The sequence below is a fragment of the Pseudomonas fluorescens genome (assembly GCF_019212185.1).
Lineage (GTDB): Bacteria > Pseudomonadota > Gammaproteobacteria > Pseudomonadales > Pseudomonadaceae > Aquipseudomonas.
Genome location: NZ_CP078138.1, coordinates 4747025 through 4764145, shown reverse-complemented (window position 1 = coordinate 4764145; position 17121 = coordinate 4747025). Strand labels below are relative to the sequence as shown.

Annotated in this window: 14 protein-coding genes; 5 read left to right on the top strand and 9 right to left on the bottom strand. The window is 57.2% G+C overall.

What is annotated here, in order from left to right:
• Nucleotides 1-25 precede the first annotated feature (25 nt).
• Both KW062_RS21160 and KW062_RS21155 read left to right on the top strand, forming a co-directional pair.
• Nucleotides 26-511 (top strand): glutathione peroxidase, encoded by a 486-nt coding sequence (locus KW062_RS21160; RefSeq protein ID WP_027620173.1) that lies wholly within the window; start codon nucleotides 26-28, stop codon nucleotides 509-511.
• Complete coding sequence (locus tag KW062_RS21155) at nucleotides 508-969, top strand: MarR family winged helix-turn-helix transcriptional regulator (RefSeq protein WP_027620174.1); 462 nt, start codon at nucleotides 508-510, stop codon at nucleotides 967-969. Before KW062_RS21160 ends, KW062_RS21155 begins: the two co-directional genes overlap by 4 nt.
• On the opposite strand, the gene KW062_RS21150 is transcribed toward KW062_RS21155, so the two are convergent.
• A complete protein-coding gene (locus tag KW062_RS21150; RefSeq protein WP_105753928.1) occupies nucleotides 953-3274 on the bottom strand; it encodes a hybrid sensor histidine kinase/response regulator in 2322 nt (773 codons plus the stop codon). The genes KW062_RS21155 and KW062_RS21150 overlap by 17 nt on opposite strands.
• 131 nt (nucleotides 3275-3405) lie before the next feature.
• Here KW062_RS21150 and KW062_RS21145 point away from each other — a divergent pair, with 131 nt between their 5' ends.
• A complete protein-coding gene (locus KW062_RS21145) occupies nucleotides 3406-4296 on the top strand; it encodes an ATP-binding protein (protein WP_027620176.1) in 891 nt (296 codons plus the stop codon).
• Entirely contained in the window at nucleotides 4293-4775 is a 483-nt protein-coding gene (locus tag KW062_RS21140) for a GAF domain-containing protein (protein WP_027620177.1), read from the top strand. Before KW062_RS21145 ends, KW062_RS21140 begins: the two co-directional genes overlap by 4 nt.
• Here KW062_RS21140 and KW062_RS21135 read toward each other — a convergent pair whose 3' ends face one another.
• The 8 genes from KW062_RS21135 to KW062_RS21100 all read right to left on the bottom strand — a co-directional run bounded on the left by KW062_RS21135 (nucleotide 4776) and on the right by KW062_RS21100 (nucleotide 15502).
• Nucleotides 4776-7724, bottom strand: a complete 2949-nt coding sequence (locus tag KW062_RS21135) for an HD domain-containing phosphohydrolase (protein ID WP_105753765.1) — start codon at nucleotides 7722-7724, stop codon at nucleotides 4776-4778.
• Between the two features lie 133 nt (nucleotides 7725-7857).
• Nucleotides 7858-11490, bottom strand: coding sequence for a transporter substrate-binding domain-containing protein (locus KW062_RS21130; protein ID WP_105753764.1), 3633 nt, complete (start codon nucleotides 11488-11490; stop codon nucleotides 7858-7860).
• An 8-nt stretch (nucleotides 11491-11498) separates the two neighbouring features.
• Entirely contained in the window at nucleotides 11499-12125 is a 627-nt protein-coding gene (locus KW062_RS21125) for a response regulator transcription factor (protein ID WP_105753763.1), read from the bottom strand.
• A 275-nt stretch (nucleotides 12126-12400) separates the two neighbouring features.
• Nucleotides 12401-12808 (bottom strand): response regulator, encoded by a 408-nt coding sequence (locus KW062_RS21120; protein WP_027620190.1) that lies wholly within the window; start codon nucleotides 12806-12808, stop codon nucleotides 12401-12403.
• Nucleotides 12809-13025: 217 nt separating this feature from the next.
• Nucleotides 13026-14357, bottom strand: a complete 1332-nt coding sequence (locus KW062_RS21115; protein ID WP_027620191.1) for a deoxyguanosinetriphosphate triphosphohydrolase — start codon at nucleotides 14355-14357, stop codon at nucleotides 13026-13028.
• Nucleotides 14358-14461: 104 nt separating this feature from the next.
• Nucleotides 14462-14800: a hypothetical protein gene (locus tag KW062_RS21110; protein WP_105753762.1), complete on the bottom strand. Its 339-nt coding sequence runs from the start codon at nucleotides 14798-14800 to the stop codon at nucleotides 14462-14464.
• Nucleotides 14797-15186: a phage holin family protein gene (locus KW062_RS21105; protein WP_027620193.1), complete on the bottom strand. Its 390-nt coding sequence runs from the start codon at nucleotides 15184-15186 to the stop codon at nucleotides 14797-14799. The genes KW062_RS21110 and KW062_RS21105 overlap by 4 nt, the downstream gene beginning before the upstream one ends.
• A gap of 1 nt (nucleotide 15187) precedes the next feature.
• Nucleotides 15188-15502, bottom strand: coding sequence for a DUF883 family protein (locus KW062_RS21100; protein ID WP_105753761.1), 315 nt, complete (start codon nucleotides 15500-15502; stop codon nucleotides 15188-15190).
• Between the two features lie 324 nt (nucleotides 15503-15826).
• Here KW062_RS21100 and KW062_RS21095 point away from each other — a divergent pair, with 324 nt between their 5' ends.
• The gene (locus KW062_RS21095) at nucleotides 15827-17035 is read left to right on the top strand and encodes an ammonium transporter (RefSeq protein WP_105753760.1); all 1209 of its coding nucleotides are present in this window, start codon (nucleotides 15827-15829) and stop codon (nucleotides 17033-17035) included.
• Nucleotides 17036-17121 lie beyond the last annotated feature (86 nt).

Here is a 17121-nt window from a genome sequence, read left to right as displayed (position 1 = left end):
TTTTTACTGCGCGGAGCCTGCCCCCATGGCCGATAACCTGTTGAGCATTCCTTGTACCACCATCAAGGGCGAGCAGAAGACCTTGGCGGATTTCGCCGGCAAGGCGCTACTGGTGGTCAACACCGCCAGCAAATGCGGGTTCACGCCGCAGTACAAGGGGCTCGAAGAGCTGTGGCAGACCTACAAGGATCAAGGATTGGTCGTACTGGGTTTTCCGTGCAATCAGTTTGGTAAACAGGAGCCGGGTAACGAGGGGGCGATCTCGGAGTTCTGCGAGTTGAATTTCGGCGTGAGTTTCCCGCTGTTCAAAAAAATCGAGGTCAACGGCAGCGACGCCCATCCCTTGTTCGTCCAGTTGAAAAAGCGCGCACCTGGCGTGCTGGGATCTCAGGGCATCAAATGGAATTTCACCAAATTCCTGATTGGTCAGGACGGCACGTTGGTCAAACGGTTCGCCCCGGCCACCAAGCCGCAGGACCTGACCCGCGAGATTGAAGCCCTGCTCAAATGAATGATCAGCCAAGCGATTCGCTGGCGCTCGACAGCCAGCTGTGTTTCAAGCTCTACGCGGCGTCCAGGGCAGTGATTCGGGGTTATAAGCCGATGCTCGACCAGTTGCGCCTGACCTACCCGCAGTACCTGGTGATGCTGGTGTTGTGGGAGTGGCAGGCGCAAATGCCGGAGCAGCCGACGGTGAAGGCCCTGGGTGAGCGATTGGCTCTGGATTCCGGGACGCTGACGCCCTTGCTCAAACGTCTGGAGCAGATGCAGTTGGTCCAGCGTCAACGTTCACCGCGAGATGAACGCGAAGTGCATTTGAGTCTTGCACCAGCCGGTCAATCACTGCGTGATCAGGTGGCGCCGCTCAAGGCGCGATTGTTGTGCGACAGCGGCGTCGACTTGCAGCAATTGAATCAGTTGCGGGTGGGGCTTGATCAGTTGCTGGGGCAGATCAAGGCTCTTTCCTGAGGGGCACCCACAGGTCAAGCATGGCGGCCAGTTCCTCGCGGCGAAAGGGCTTGGCCAGGTAGTCATTCATGCCCGCTGCCCGGCAGCGCTCACGCTCTTCGGGCATGGCATTGGCGGTCAGGGCAACAATAGGAAGATCCGGCCAGCGTCCGCTGCGGCGGATGTGTCGGCTGGCTTCATAACCATCCATCACCGGCATGTTGCAGTCCATCAGAACCAGGTCAAAACGGTTCAGTTCCAGTTGGTCGAGCGCCTCGGCTCCGTGCGACACCACCATCACGTCCGCCCCCAATTTGCCCAGCATACCCTTGGCGACCAATTGGTTGACCGGGTTGTCTTCGACCAGCAGGACTCTTCCCCGTTGTTGTACTGCGTTGATCAGTTGCAGCGTTTGCGGATCCTCGTCCTGCCCGGCGTTCAGTGCGTGGCGCAATCTCTGGTACAGCGCATTGCGTGCCAACGGCCGAGCCTGTTGTTGCAGAGGGGCAAGGGCGATGCTCTCTTCGTTGGGCATGAAGTTGCCGTAGGCCGTCACCAGCAGGATGGGGGCGGCAATTGTCGGTCGCACGCCAAACAGGCATTCAGCGCAATCGGTGATCAGTACGTCAGTTTCGAGACCGCTCAATGGAGCGTCGAGAGGGTATTGCTGGTAATCCAGACCCCAGCCGGGCAACAGGCTGTCGAGCAGTTCGGCGAGGCCGCTGTTGGCCGAGGTGATTGCGATGACCTTGCCTCGCAGTGGCGCTGGTGCGAGTGCCGGAACATGGGTGGGCAGGGGCAGGTCGGCGCGGAACTGGCTGCCGAACCCGGACTCCGAACTGATGCTCAGGCGCCCTTGCATGGCGTTGCACAGATTGAAGGTCAACGCCAGGCCCAGTCCGGTTCCACCAAACTGCCGTGTGATACCGGCGCCGGCCTGGGTAAACGGCTGGAAAATCCTGATCTGGGCCTCTTGCGGGATGCCGATTCCGGTATCGCACACCTCAATTCTGATGCCCTCTGCAAGCTGACTCAGGCGTACGTCCACTCGACCGAAACGGGTAAATTTGAGGGCGTTGGACAACAGGTTGCTGACAATCTGCCGTACCCGGGTTGGATCGCCGATTACCTGGAACGGAAAGCTCGGGTCGATCAGGCAGGTCAATTCAACATTGGGTGCAGCGTTTTGCGAGAGCAGATTGGCGGTGTCCTCCACCAATGAGCCGAGGTCGAAGGGAATACGTTCGAGTTCCAGTTGACCGGCATCGAATTTCGAAAGATCGAGAATGTCGTTGAGCAACTCGACCAGCACTTTTCCCGAATCATGGGCAATCGAAAGTTGCTGGCGTTGCTCCGCGTTCAACGGGCTGTCGAGCGACAGGGCAATCATGCCCAGCAGGCCATTGAGCGGCGTGCGGATTTCATGGCTCATGTTGGCCAGGAAAACCGAGCGCGCCTGGGCCATATCCAGTGCTGTCTGCCGCGCGATTTCCAGCTCTTCGTTGGAGTCCGTCAGCCGGCGATTGATGGCTTTCAATTCGGCGGTACGCGAGGAAACGATGTTTTCCAACTGTCCCAGGTAGTCGGTCAGACGATTCTCGGCTGCGCGCCGTTGCTGGATTTCGGTGGTCATGTTGGCGAACTGCTGATTGGCGACTTTGACCAGCACGCCAATTTCATCATTCTGATGCCGCTTGGGGCATTCGAGTGGCGGTTGCTCGGCGATACGCGGATCGCGCCCACTCAATTCGCGAATGACGCGCACCAGTGGCTTGGTGAGCATGACATAGAACAACGCCAGGAGAATGCCGCTCAATATCAGGCTGCGGGCAAATCCGTTGAACAACGTGACTTCAGCCCGGCGAAGGAATCGGCTGCCGAATGCGTAGGTGTCTACTTCAAGTTGCAGCGTCCCGAGGGATTCGTCCGGCAAGTGCTCGAGGAACAATCGTTCCTGGAACAGGCGGTTGGCACCGAACAGGTAGTCGCTGACCAAGCGGTAAGAACTCTGCGTGGGCGCGCGTTTTACGTTGGCCAATACCGTACGGTTATTGTCGGTCAGTTGTGCGCCGATCACCGCAGGCGAGCGCAGCAGTCCCAGCGTCAGTTCCTGGGCGAGTTCGGCATCGATGTTGTAGGCAATGCGTGACGCGGGGCTGTGACTGATTTCCAGCAGCGAGAGTATTTCCCGGTTGATGGACGCGTCTTCGCTGGCATAATCGATGCCTATTTGTACCAGGCTAAGCACCATACCCAGAACGAAACCGACCAGCACGGTGAATTTGGCTTGCTTGTAAGAGAGCCGGTTGGTGAATTTGATATCCATCGGGTGCTGAACCACTTCCGTTTCCGTTCTGGGCCAAGCATAGCTGATCATGAATGGGCATCGGGAGTTCCTGGACTGTCTGAACACCGCCGCCCCCCCAACATTATCGTGAACGTGCCTGAGGAGAAGTCGTGGACTCTCGATTGAATGCCTTTCTAGAACGCGCCGATGCGGTACTGGCTCGCATCGAGCCACTGTTGCCCATGCAGCGCAGCGCCATCGACTGGACGCAGTGCCTGGCCGCCCGCTGGCAGCGCGAAGGCCGTGGCGGGTTTCTGTTGCCGCTCGAGGTGAGTCTGGACATGCGTTTGTCCGACTTGATCGGTGTCGACAAGCAATTGGAGCAACTGGGGCGCAATACTCGGCAATTTCTCGATGGCATGCCCGCCAACCATGCGCTGCTCTGGGGCTCCAGGGGGACGGGCAAGTCGTCGCTGGTGCGGGCCTTGTTGGCCGAACACGCCGGTAGCGGTCTGCGCCTGATCGAGATCGAGCGCGATCACTTGGCGGATCTGCCCCGTGTGGTCGAGCAAATCGCCAAGCTGCCGCAACGCTTTGTATTGTTCTGCGACGACCTGTCCTTTGAGTCGGGCGAGGGTGATTACCGGGTGCTTAAAAGTGTGCTCGACGGCTCGCTCGAGCAGGCGCCGGACAACGTGCTGCTATACGCCACTTCCAACCGTCGCCATCTGGTGCCGGAGAAAGAAAGTGATAACGAAAACTGGAAAATGGTCGACGGCGAGCTTCACCCGAATGAGGCGGTGGAAGACAAGATCGCGCTGTCCGATCGATTTGGCCTGTGGTTGTCGTTCTACCCCTTTACCCAGGAACACTTTCTCGACGTTGTGGAGCATTGGATCGGGCAGTTGGCCGCGAAGGCCGGACTGGCCTGGCAACGTGATGAAGAACTGGAGATCCTCGCGGTGCGCTGGGCGACTGGACGGGGCAATCGTAACGGGCGTTGCGCCTATCAGTTCGCCCGCTATTGGGTCGGGCTTAAATTGTTGGAGCACAAGGCATGATCGATTTGCAGAACAGCGGCGCAGGCCTTGACGGATATCGTCTGCTTTGCGCGCAGTTGGAGTCGCTGCTGGCCGATGAGCGCGATTTCATCGCCAATGCCGCGCAGTTCTCGGCGTTTTTATTCAACCAGGTCGAGGACCTGAACTGGGCCGGTTTCTACCTCAACCGCAATGAAGAGTTGGTGCTTGGGCCATTCCAGGGACAAATTGCCTGCGTGCGGATTCCTTTCGGGCGGGGTGTCTGTGGTGCGGCAGCGGCGACCCTCAGCACTCAGCGCGTAGAGGACGTGCATGCGTTTCCTGGGCATATCGCCTGCGACAGCGCCTCGAACAGTGAGTTGGTGGTGCCGTTGGTCAAGGATGGCAAGCTCGTCGGCGTGCTGGATCTGGACAGTCCGTTGTTGGCGCGATTTACCCTCGACGACCAGGCCGGTATCGAGCAATTGGCGGCGATTTTCCTGCGCCTGACTGACTGCTGATCAAGCGCCCAGGCCCGCCTTGGCCAGCAGTGCCTGCGGGTCTACGGCATCAATTTGTTGCGGTTGAAGAAATCGGTCGGCGTATTGCTGGTAGATTTTCTCGTTGACGAACAACGCGAACAGCTCCGGATCGATGTGCGCATCACGACACATGAAGGCCATGATGCCCAGCGCTTCGCTCAGGGTCTTGGCCTTCTTGTAGGGGCGGTCCGCGGCCGTCAGCGCTTCGAAAATATCTGCGATGGCCATCATTCGTGCAGGCAGGCTCATCTCTTCGCGTCTGAGTTGGCGCGGATAGCCGGTTCCGTCCATTTTTTCATGGTGGCCACCGGCAATCTCCATGACATTGCTCAGGTGCCCGGGAAACGGCAAATGGCTGAGCATCAGGATCGTCTGCACCATGTGGTGATTGATAATGTAGCGCTCCTCGCGGGTCAACGTGCCTCGGGTAATGCTCAGGTTGTACAGTTCACCCCGGTTGTATTTGTACGGTGGAACGTCGAGTTTGAAACCCCAGGGGTTATCCGTTGGAATGAGTTCGGCAGCGTCGCGCTCGTATAAGTGCTCGGGTTTATCCGCCAACAGGGACTCGACGACGGGTAGCACGGGGGCGTGGCTACGAGCTTGGCGACGGTTTTCTTCCCAGGACACACCCAGGCGATCATCCAGGGTCCGACTCCAGGTCCGTTGGGCAATGTCGTGCAAGCGCTGTAGATCGGCATCGGCCATCGCTTCGCCACCCAGGTTGCTGCGGGCGACGAAGGCAAAGTCGTCATCCAGGGCGGCGAGGGTGGCATCACGTACCTCAGCCAGCTGCTGCGGGCTTTCGCCTTGGGCGACACCCTGCCAGTAGGCTATCCACGCATCGCGCTTGACCACCTCGAAGCGCGTGCGGATTTCATGTATTCGGTCATTGAGCGTTTCAAGCTTGGTTGCCTTGTCGACCACATATTCGGGCGTTGTGACTTTTCCGCAGTCATGCAGCCAGGCGGCGATGTGCAACTCCTCCCACTGGTCCTCCGTCGGATCGTAGCCGATGAATTCCGGTGCCTGGCTGGCGGCGGCAGCGTGGGCGAGCATCAGCGTCAGCGCCGGGACCCGTTGGCAGTGGCCGCCGGTGTAGGGGCTCTTGGCGTCTATCGCACCGGCCATCAACTTGATGAAAGAATCCAGCAAGAGTTTTTGACGAGCCTGCAGGCGCTGGCTTTCAATACTTACGGCGGCCGCTCCGGATACTGCGCGGATGAATGCGATGCGGTCCGGCCGCAGTTTCTCCAGATCGGCTTGAGCGCCGCTGTCGGGCAGCAGCAAAACCAGTGCGCCGACGGTTTCGTTATGCTGGTTGTGCAATCGAATACCGATCAGATGCACGCTGGGGGTTTGCATCGACAGCAATACGCTTTGCAAATCACCGGCCTGTTCGAAGCCCAGCGTTTTGACCACGGAGTCCTCGTCCATTAGCTTTTGCAGCCAAGTAGGCGCGTCGGCGCTCTCCGGTTCGTGGCTACGAATGTTCAACGCCTGGAGTGTCTGTGATTCGCCATCGATCACCAGGCCGTGGGGTATCAGGTGGGTGCCGTCGCTTTCACGCAGATAGATCAATCCGGCCTGTGCCTGTGCAATCTTGACGGTTTCGAAGAGTACGCGTTGCAGCAGCGGCTCGAAGCGGGTCTCGGCGGACAAGCTGTCGGTTATTTCGAAGAAGCTTGCCAGCGTGTCCTTCATGCGGGCCATCGAGACGCTCAGTTGGTCGACCTCCAATACGGGGGAGCGGCGAGCCATCGGATAATTGAAGTCGAAACTGCGAATGGCATCTGCTTCCCTGACCAGTGCGCGCAAGGGTTTGACCAGAATTCGCGAGGTCAGCCAGCCCAGCGGTACACACAGCAGCAATGTCGCCAACGTAATCAGCGCACCCTGCCAGCGCACCCGGAAGGCGTCGGCCAGTAGCTCATCCTCGGGCACCATCACCGCCAACTGTAATCCACGCGGACCTCCCTCTTGCATACTGCTGCGGGCAAAAATCCACGGGCGTTGATTGATGTCCAGGCGATTGCCTTGCGCGTTGTTGTTCAATAACGCGCCCAATGCCGGGCTCAAGTCACTGGCCTTGGCCAGATGGTTACTCTGGCCTTCGATGATCAGTTTGTTGCTATCGGGATAGGCGATGGCATTGGTGTCGCCGTCGAACAATGCGACTTCGGTGCTGGGTGTGACTTTGTGCCTGGCCAGGGTCGCCGACAACTGGGCCAGGGTCAGGTCCGCGCCCAATACGGCATTGGCGCCGATTCGACGAGCGAGAGTCGTGCCGATGTTGTGGGTCGAGAAGAAAATATAGGGTTCGGTGGTGATTTGCTCATCACGGGCACCGGCACTCTTGAACCAGCTACGAGTGCGTGGGTCGTAGGTTTCCTGCGGATTTTCCACGCTTGCCAGCAACTTCAGAGTCGGATCGTAGAACAGTGATCGGGAGTGGCTGATCCCGGTCAGACTGTCGCGGTCAATACTCCAGACCTGGTAGGCCGCTCCGTCAGGCGCTCCCAATGCGCTTTTCAGCGAGTCGCTGCGCAGTGGGCGGACCATGAAGAAATCACCATCGGCGTAGCCGACGTAGAGAGAGGCGAGTTCGTGGTTGTCGATAAGTGCCTGGCTGAAAGACGTGAGCAATTCCAGTCGATGTTGGAGATCCGGACCTTGAACCGCCGGATTGTGCACCAGCAGATTGAGCAGATGACGAATGGGTTGATAGGTAGCCTGCAGATCGTCGCGCACGTCCTGCTCTATGCGCGCAAAAAGCTCCTCGCTGCTGGATAGAATGATTTGTGTGGTTTGCCGGTAATTAAAAATGCCCAGGACAATGCCCGTGAACAGCAGCAGGAGCGTGAACATCACGCTGATATGAACATGCAGCGGAAAGCGGCGTGTTTCCTGGAGCAGTGAGTTGGGCATTGCAGGGGGCTCTCCGAAGTCAATACGCACTGCCAAGCGAGCAAGCATAGTTAAGCCGGTGGCTATTTGCCGTGAATCCTCGCGTCAAATAACGACCAGCCTGGCAAACGTACGCAGGCTGGTTGGCAGAGCGTCAGGGAGTGTAGTGCGCCGCAGAATGGCGAAGCAGTGCTCGTTCCAGTTCGAGCATGGCTTTATCGACTTCCGCGATACAGGCGCTCAGGTTTTCAAGGCTGAAGTCCGTGTGGCACATTTGCTCCAGTGCTTCACAGCTGTCCATGAGCCTGTTGGCCTGGACGATGCGTGCTGCGCCCTTGATTTTGTGCGCGATATCGACGAACGCCTGGCTTGGACTGTCTGCCGGTAAATCAAGCAGTGCCTGGCGATCAAGGCGATTGCTCTTGAGCAGTTCGTTGCGCAGTCGTTGAGCGAGATCTTCGTCCCCTCCAGTCAGAGTCTGCAGGCTCTCGGCGCTGAAAGGCTGGTTTTCGGGGTTCGCCCAGCGGGCTGCCAGGCATTGGTTCAGCGTCGTCAGGCTGACGGGTTTGAACAGGCAGTCGTTCATCCCGGCTTGCAGGCATCGTTGTTTTTCCTCGGGTTGGGCGTTGGCGGTGAACCCCAATACCGTACAGGGGGCGTGTCGCTCTTCTTGTTCGACCTCGCGAATGGCCCGACACAGCTCATAGCCATTCATCACAGGCATATTGCAGTCTGCGATCACCAGGTCGAAAGGCTGCGCCCGCCATGCCCGAAAACCCGCCTCCCCATCGTTGGCGGTGATGCAGTGATGGCCGAGAAAGGCCAATTGCTGGCTCACCAGTAACCGGTTCGCCGGATGGTCATCGACGACCAAAATATTCAAGGACGTCTGGGCAGGGGTGAACAAGGCGGCTTGCGTAATGATCGCGCTGGGCGCGTCAGGCAATGCGCTCACGTGCAGGCAGACCCGAACCTGGGTGCCAACGCCTGATTGGCTGCTCAGGTGCAGATTGCCCCCCATCATCTCGCAGAGGCTGCGGCAGATCACCAGACCCAATCCTGCGCCGCTCCTGGCCTGCTGGCCGTTATTGTCGGTTTGCACAAAAGGCTGGAACAGTCTTCGTTGATCGTCTTCACTGATGCCCGCGCCCGAGTCACTGACCTGGAGCTCCATGGACAACTGGTCCGAGTCTTCTACGGCCTTCAGTCGCACAATGATTTCGACCTTGCCCTGCTCGGTGAACTTGATAGCGTTGCTGATCAGGTTTGACACTATCTGTTTGAGGCGCAAAGGGTCTGTCATGACATCAGGCTGTTGATCGCGACTGGGGAAGTCCAGGACCAGGTCGAGATTTTTTTGCCGGGCAAGTCCCTCGAAGACTTTGACCACTCCTTCCAGGGTTTCGCCGAGATTCACCCGTTCCGGCACCAGGCTCAAGCGACCAGATTCGATTCGGGCAATGTCGAGAATGTCACCAATGAGCTCCAGCAGGTCCTTGGCCGAGTCATAGGCGACCTTTATGGCAGACCGGTCCAGGGCATCATTGCCATCGCGCTTGAGTGTCAGTTCCAGCATGCCAATCACCGCATTCATCGGCGTACGGATTTCATGGCTCATCGTGGCCAGGAACGTACTCTTGGCACGGTTCGCGGCGTCTGCCCGTTCTTTGGCGGCTCTGAGCTCATCAAACAGCCGACGTCGCTCGCTGATGTCGACCCAGCCACCGATGATGCCCTGAACTTCGCCCGTAGAATCCCGGTAGGGCAGTACCCAGTGATAGATCGTGAGTTTTTTGCAGCCGATGTTGAGGGTCCGATCAACAATCAAGGGGGCGCCTTCGTCCACCACTCGCTGGTAGTCAGCCTGGTATTCGCGTGCTTCGAACGCGTTGCTTATGGCGCCTTGCATAATGGTCTTGCCAATAACGTCTTCGCGTTTGGCGCCAAAGGTTTCCAGATAGCTGTCGTTGCAACTTTGCAGCAGCCCCTGGCGGTCACGGACATAGATGGGATGGGGTGTGCCATTAACCAGAGTGCGCATGAACTCCAATTGATCATTGAGCGCGCGCTCCGCCTTGCGCCGCTGTTTGATCTGGCGTCGCATGTGAGTGTTCCAGGCCAGGAGCAACAGCAGGGAAAGGCCACTGACAAGCGCCAGTTGGAGCAACAGGCGCTGATAGTTGCGCCATATACTGCTGGAGGTGCCGGTGTAACCGCGCCAGCGGCTGTTGATGATGCCCAGCTCTTCGGGGCTGATGCTCAGGAGAGCCTTGTCGAGGATCGCGCTCAGTTCGGTGGCGTTGCGCGCTGTGGCAAGTGACACGGCTGCTTGCTGGGTACCGACAGTTGCGCTGATCTGCAGCTTATCCTCGAAGACCTGCGACGAAATGAAGTGGTTGGCGATTACCAACGAATCGACGGCGGCTTCGACCTGACCCTTGACCAGTAACTCCACGGCGCTGAAGGTGTCCGGCGTTTCCACCAGATGAATGTTCGGGTGCTCGAGTCTCAGGAAGTCGTGCAGTGGATTGCCTCGGGTGAGGGCGAGGGACTTGCCGGCCAGTTGATCAAGATTGAGCGCACCAGCCGCACTTTTGCGGGTTATCAGGACGTAGGAGTTCTCAAGGTAGGGGCGTGAAAAACTGAGGCGCTGCTCGTATTCCGCATTGGGCACCAGGGCCGCGATCAGGTCGACCTGACCTTCTTCGATCAGGTTGACCATATTGCGTTCGCTTTGGCTGCGATGAATTTCGAATCGCAATCCGGTCCTCAGCCTGATCAATTCAAGGAGATCGGCGGTAATTCCTCGTATGTTTTGCTCAGCGTCGAAGAAGGTCAGCGGCGCGGAGCCATCGCTGACCGCTACCCTGACGACTGGATGCTGCGTCAGCCATTGCTCCTCGCGGTCGGTCAACTGGAGCTTGCGGTCGGTGAGCAGGATGTCGCTGCCTGCGCTCCAACGCTTGGCGATACTCTCTCGTTCACGGGTCGGTATTCCCTTGAGCACCGCATTGATGATGGGCAATAGGTCCTGATTGTCGTTGCTAACCGCAAAGCTGAAGCCAAAGGCTTCGTGTTTACCGAAGTTAGCCATTCGCACGTTTTTCAGGTAGCCCTTGTTGATCATGTAATGTGTTGAAACGGTATCGCCCAGGAAAACGTCGGCCTCGTCGAAAGCGACGGCATTTATGGCGTTTTGGAAAGACGGGTACGGAGTAATGGTGGCCTTGGGGTACAAGGCGCGCACTACCTCCATCGGCAGGTAGTGATAGACCATGCTCAAGCGCATGCCGGCAAGACCCTCGGTCAAGGGGCGACTTTCGGTTTCCCGAGTGACCAGCACAGGTTGATCAATGGCGTAAGGCGTGGACAGCTCAATGTCCGAGCGCTGGGCCTCATACCCATTTGCGGTACCGAGCATATCCACTTCGCCTGACTCGAGTGCGCGGATCGCGGTGTCGCGGTCGGGGTAACGACGAATGCTGATGGGCAGGCCCAGTGTAGTGCTGAGGATGCCGGCGTAATCGGCGGTGAAACCTTCGTAGTCGCGCCCGCTGGTTGTCAGATCGAAGGGCGGGTAGTCAGGCGAGGATGTGCCCAAAATCAGATTGCGCTTGTTTTTTATCCACTGCCATTGGGCTTTATTCAGTTGGACATCCATTTGATTGGCGGTCGAGCGGCTGAGCAGTGTGTAATGACCTGCGCCGGGCTCTGCGGCGGACACTGAGACACTCAGGAACAGGCCGGTGCCCAAATAAAGCAAATAGTCCTTTAACGACCTAGGCATCCTGTTTCTCACACTAGAGCGTTGCGTTTTGCCATTTCGATCAGCTCGACCAGGGATCTGGCCTTGAGTTTCTGCATCAGTCTTTTTTTGTAGGTGCTTACAGTTTTATTGCTGAGGAACATGCCCTTGGCGATTTCCTTGTTGCTGCGACCTTGGGCAAACAGTTGCAGAACCATCAGTTCGCGATCATTGACGGACTTGAACAGGTCAAGCTCGACCGACTGTTCTTCGTTTCCGCGAGTCGGGTTCAGTGCATGACTGGGAAAGTAGTGATAGCCAGAGAAAACGGCGTTGATTGCACTGACCAGTTCACTGAGATCTTCCTGCTTGCAGACGTAGCCGCAAGCACCGGACTGCATGCAACGAATGGCAAACAGTTTCGGGCACTGAGCGGTTAGTACCAGGATTTTTAGCGGCGTGTTCATGGTGTTGAAGCGAGAAAGAATTTCCAGACCATCCAATTTGGGAATGCTGATATCAAGAATGATAAGGTCCGGCATACATTCGCGAATCATTTGCATGGCGTCGACACCATTGTCGGATTCACCGACGACTTTGTAACCCTCATGCTCCAGCAACATACGAACTGCAAGGCGAATGACGGGGTGATCGTCGACAATAAAAACGGAGTTCATAATCAATTCCCATACGTGCGCGAATAAAGCGAGCACCTTAGCTCAGATAGCCGAACTGACGTATTAACCGAAGCCCTCACGGATGCAATCTAGGACTTGTCCTACAATAGAAAAGGTAGGGGATTACGAAGCAGCAGGGTAGTTGAGTAGGTGGGGGGAAGTGAGCGGTTGATTAATGGTGTTAGTCAATGCAAGCCACCTTCATTGAAGTGTGACCTGCACCGGGGTCAAAGTGCTTCATCAGGTATTTCTTTTTGCATGGCGTGTGATTGTGTTTAGCCTGTTTGAATGATGTTATTCAGAGGAGTCAATAGAAGTATAAGTTCAGAATGTTTCAGTGGCTTTCTCATGCAGCCCAGTAGAGGCAGGCGTTGGGCATGTGCAGATTTCTTTAATGCCTCGAGTTCGGCTATTTCCAGGCAGCTCAGGAGTATGGCGTGCTCAACTAAACCACGCTGGTGAGCAATTCGAATCAACTCAAGGCCCGGGCAGTCAGGAAGGTGCTGGTCGCACAATAATAATTCAAAGGGATGAATGGCAAATTGCATCTGCTGCAAGGCGTTGGCAGCGCTGTCGGCCGTCGTGATGTGAGTGAACCCATAAGTTTCCAATAGGGATAGGGCTGCCTTGAGTTGAAAGGGGTGGTCTTCCACCAGCAGGACTCTACAGTTGTGTTTGAACATGGGGCTCTCCGTTAAAAGAACTCAGTGTAGATTTCCGGTGTTGCACTTTTTATTGTTGAAAGTGGTTTCTTGTGGTCTTGGCTGTCGTAATGATTGCAGGGAGTGAATTAAACATGATGTTTATCGTGGTCAGAAGTTTCGAAAAATGTCGGAAACACGTCGAGCGAGAAACTGAACAGTGACTGGCTCGTGTTGTGCAGTCACTGTTCGATACCTTTTATGAGTGGCTTGAGCGCCCTGTCATTTCCAGTGCCATGTCGCTTGCATAGCTGTCGGTCATTCCGGCGATGAAATCGATCATGCGTAAGAATGAAGCATGTAGGGAGCCTTGAGGGTCGGGCGCATTGTTACCCAGCAGATCGAGTATCCGTCGGTTCTTGAACGAAGCCGCACGGCCACCGTGCTGCTCCAGGGCTGCCCCGCAGAAACCATTCAACAAAATTTCCAAGGTCGTGTAGGCACCGATTTCATGCAGGGTCTTGCGCTTGTCCTGAAAGATTTTCTTGCGGGCCATGTCCTTGGCATTGAGTACGCAACGTTTGGCAGGTCCGTGCATGTGCTCGACCAGGTCGCCTTGCAGTGTGCCTGCCAGGAGCGCGTCCTGCTGTTCGACAAATGCTCGTGCTGCTGCATTGGTCAGGTGTTCGATGGCCTTGCCACGCAGAATCGCCAGTTTGCGGCGACGAGAATCATTGGCACCCAGTTGCCGGTAAGTTTCAGGCAAATCATCTCCGACCAGGCCGAGCAATAGCGATTCAACCTCTGCGTACTGCAGAAGCTCCATCTCCAGGCCATCTTCCAGATCGATGAGGGCATAGCAGATGTCATCCGCCGCTTCCATCAGGTAGACCAGTGGATGACGTGCCCAGCGTTGCTCTTCGAGTTGAGGCAGGCCGAGTTTCTGAGCGATTTGCTCCAGCAGGGGCAGTTCGCTCTGATAGCAGCCGAACTTGTGTTTCTTGTAGCCCAGCGAGTCGGCGTGGCGCGCCGTCCAGGGATACTTGAGGTAGGTGCCGAGCGTTGCATAAGTCAGGCGGGTGCCGCCGTCGAACTGGTGATATTCCAGCTGGGTCAGCACCCGGAAACCTTGGGCATTGCCCTCGAAGTTGAGGAAGTCGTTGCGCTCGACTTCGCTCATCGCATCCAGCCAGCCCTTGCCCGCCGCTTGCTGAAACCAATAGCGAATGGCGTCCTCGCCGGAATGACCAAAAGGTGGGTTGCCAATGTCATGGGCCAGGCAGGCGGACTGCACCACCATGCCCAGGTCACTGGGTTCGCACCAGTCAGGCAGGGCACTACGAATGGTTTCACCGACCCGCATACCCAGCGAGCGCCCTACGCAACTGACCTCCAGCGAGTGGGTCAGGCGGGTATGGATGTGGTCATTGCTTGAGACGGGGTGAACCTGGGTCTTGCGGCCCAGGCGGCGAAAGGCGCCGGAAAAGATGACCCGGTCGTGGTCTTTGTGAAACGGGCTGCGGCCGAGCTCCTGCGGACTGTGTACAGGTTTTCCCAGGCGTTCACGATTAAGCAGGGTTTGCCAATCCAAGGCTGATTGCTCCGTCTGATGACTGATGCGCTAGCTTCCCGCGTCATTTCACAAGCTGCAAGCGCAACCGAGCCTCTGGCTAATGAAACCCGGTGCGCTATCTATCAGTTTTTTCGAGCGCTACCGATGATCAGCTTGATCAGCGGCAGCAGAGTGGTGCCGAGTCTGACCATTCGGCTGGCACTGCGAATTCCGCCACCCTTGGCACCCTTACCGGTAAGAAATCCGAGCAAGGTAACGGCTGCCACGCCCCAAAGTGGCGCATGCTTGATGCCCAGGCCGTCTTGAAAACTTTGGCCCATGCCGCGAACACGCTGCAAGGGCTGGAGCAATTGTCGGGATTCGTGGCGCAGTTCCTGGCGATGCATTTCCATGCGCAGGCGAATCAGGGCCTTGCGCATTTCCTGACGTGAACTGTTTCTGGGGATTTCGGGAAGGTTCATGGCAACAAGCGCTCCCTGTCGTTGGCCAGCTCTTCGAGGGTGGCATGGAAGGGCGAGGACTCGTCAAAAATCGCCGCTTTCAGGCGCAGTCCACAGAACATCGCCGCTAGCGCGTAGAACACGCACAGGCCAATGATTGCCGTGAGGCGATAGGTGTCCCACAGCAAAATCATCACCAGCGCCGAAAGTCCCACCAATAACAGCAAGGCAAACACCAGCGCCAGGCCGGCGAACAGCAACAGGCTTACCGTGCGGGCTTTTTGCTCTTGCAACTCGATGCCGAACAGTTCGACATGGCTGTGCAGCAGCCCCAGAAATGCGGCACCCAGGCGTCGCGGCGAAGCGCCAGGAGTGGTCTCGGTCGAACCGGATTCACCGATAGCCATATCAGCGCCGTGTCGCCAGCAGGCCAATGAGGAATCCGACGCCGGCGGCGATGCCTACCGACTGCCAGGGATTGGCCTGCACGTAGTCTTCAGTGGTAGTGACTGCCGCCTTGCCACGCTCGGTCAGGGATTCCTGGGTCAGTTGCAGGGTTTCACGGGCACGCAGCAGACTTTCATGGATCTGTTCGCGCAATTCATCGGCTTGATCACCTGCCAGGGTCGCCGTGTGTTCCAGCAGGCGCTCGGTATCGCTGACCAGTGTCTGAAAATCGTCCATCAGGATTTCTTGAGCAGTCTTTGCCGTTTTGCTGGCCATGTTGATCTCCATAGGTGGCGTGTCAAAGGTTCGAGTATGGGCCTTGCACGAAGGTTCAGTGCAAATGGCTGGTACAGCTTTTGCTATGTCATGGTGCGTCGGCCAGCCCTGTTGTCCTGAAATCGGGCGCTCTACGCAAAAACCATAACCTAAATCATAGAAACCCGCGGAACATCCAGGCAACGATGGATCATGTTTAAGTCCATGCGCCAAAACGGTTCATTTCTGAACACAGTAAAGACCAGGGCTGGTCTTATCTTGGTGCGCATTTCGGCTCGACGAACTGCTTTGGTGCTTTTTGCGTTTTGAAGGTCTGCCCAACCCATGGAAAATTTGCAAAGTGCAGTGGATACCCTGATCCACAGTTCCAATACGCTCTTCATATTGATCGGTGCGGTGATGGTCCTGGCCATGCACGCCGGGTTTGCGTTTCTGGAGGTGGGCACGGTTCGTCAAAAAAACCAGGTGAATGCGCTGTCGAAGATCATCAGTGACTTCGCAGTGTCGACGCTGGCCTACTTCTTTATAGGCTACTGGATATCCTACGGCGTCAATTTCATGCAGCCGGCCAGCGCGCTCAGTGCCGATCATGGTTACGGCCTGGTGAAGTTTTTCTTTTTGCTGACGTTTGCTGCAGCCATTCCGGCGATCATTTCCGGCGGGATCGCCGAGCGGGCACGCTTTGTCCCGCAGTTGTGCGCAACGGCGTTGATCGTAGCGTTCATCTATCCGTTTTTCGAAGGCATGATCTGGAATGACAACTTTGGCTTGCAAGCCTGGTTGCAGGCACAGTTCGGCGCCAGTTTTCATGACTTTGCAGGCTCGGTTGTCGTACACGCCATGGGCGGTTGGCTGGCGCTGGCGGCCGTGCTGTTGCTGGGGCCGCGTAATGGTCGCTACCGCGAAGGGCGATTGGTCGCGTTTGCCCCGTCGAGTATTCCGTTCCTCGCGTTGGGTTCATGGATTCTGATCGTCGGTTGGTTCGGCTTTAACGTCATGAGTGCCCAGACGTTGCAAGGCGTCAGTGGTCTGGTGGCGGTCAATTCGTTGATGGCAATGGTCGGGGGCACGATGGCGGCCTTGATTGTGGGGCGCAATGACCCTGGTTTCCTGCACAACGGTCCGTTGGCCGGACTGGTGGCAATCTGTGCCGGCTCCGATCTGATGCACCCGGTGGGTGCGCTGATCACGGGCGCCGTCGCGGGGGCGCTGTTTGTCTGGTGTTTTATTGCTGCGCAGAACCGCTGGAAAATCGACGACGTACTGGGTGTCTGGCCGTTGCACGGTTTGTGCGGAGCCTGGGGCGGGATTGCCTGCGGGATCTTTGGCCAGAGTGTCCTGGGTGGCCTCGGGGGTGTCAGCCTGATCAGCCAATTGATCGGCACTGCGCTGGGGATATTGGTCGCCCTGCTGGGAGGCTTTGCGGTCTATGGGGTGATCAAGGCCTTGCATGGTCTGCGCCTGAGTCAGGAGGAGGAGTATTACGGCGCCGACCTGTCGATTCACAAGATTGGCGCGGTCAGTCAGGATTGAGGATCTGTGCAGGTTGAGGGGGCACACCCGGCTAGGCTCGACGAGGTTGGGTGTGCGGCCTAGAATAATCACCCGATCCTTCCCGG

Bases quoted from the DNA above. Each gene is read 5' to 3' on its own strand.
- KW062_RS21095 (WP_105753760.1), top strand. From the start codon at position 15,827: ATGGAAAATTTGCAAAGTGCAGTGGATACCCTGATCCACAGTTCCAAT.
- KW062_RS21140 (WP_027620177.1), top strand. From the start codon at position 4,293: ATGATCGATTTGCAGAACAGCGGCGCAGGCCTTGACGGATATCGTCTG.
- KW062_RS21150 (WP_105753928.1), bottom strand. From the start codon at position 3,274: ATGGATATCAAATTCACCAACCGGCTCTCTTACAAGCAAGCCAAATTC.
- KW062_RS21130 (WP_105753764.1), bottom strand. From the start codon at position 11,490: ATGCCTAGGTCGTTAAAGGACTATTTGCTTTATTTGGGCACCGGCCTG.
- KW062_RS21135 (WP_105753765.1), bottom strand. From the start codon at position 7,724: ATGCCCAACTCACTGCTCCAGGAAACACGCCGCTTTCCGCTGCATGTT.
- KW062_RS21120 (WP_027620190.1), bottom strand. From the start codon at position 12,808: ATGTTCAAACACAACTGTAGAGTCCTGCTGGTGGAAGACCACCCCTTT.
- KW062_RS21155 (WP_027620174.1), top strand. From the start codon at position 508: ATGAATGATCAGCCAAGCGATTCGCTGGCGCTCGACAGCCAGCTGTGT.
- KW062_RS21125 (WP_105753763.1), bottom strand. From the start codon at position 12,125: ATGAACTCCGTTTTTATTGTCGACGATCACCCCGTCATTCGCCTTGCA.
- KW062_RS21100 (WP_105753761.1), bottom strand. From the start codon at position 15,502: ATGGCCAGCAAAACGGCAAAGACTGCTCAAGAAATCCTGATGGACGAT.
- KW062_RS21110 (WP_105753762.1), bottom strand. From the start codon at position 14,800: ATGAACCTTCCCGAAATCCCCAGAAACAGTTCACGTCAGGAAATGCGC.
- KW062_RS21105 (WP_027620193.1), bottom strand. From the start codon at position 15,186: ATGGCTATCGGTGAATCCGGTTCGACCGAGACCACTCCTGGCGCTTCG.
- KW062_RS21160 (WP_027620173.1), top strand. From the start codon at position 26: ATGGCCGATAACCTGTTGAGCATTCCTTGTACCACCATCAAGGGCGAG.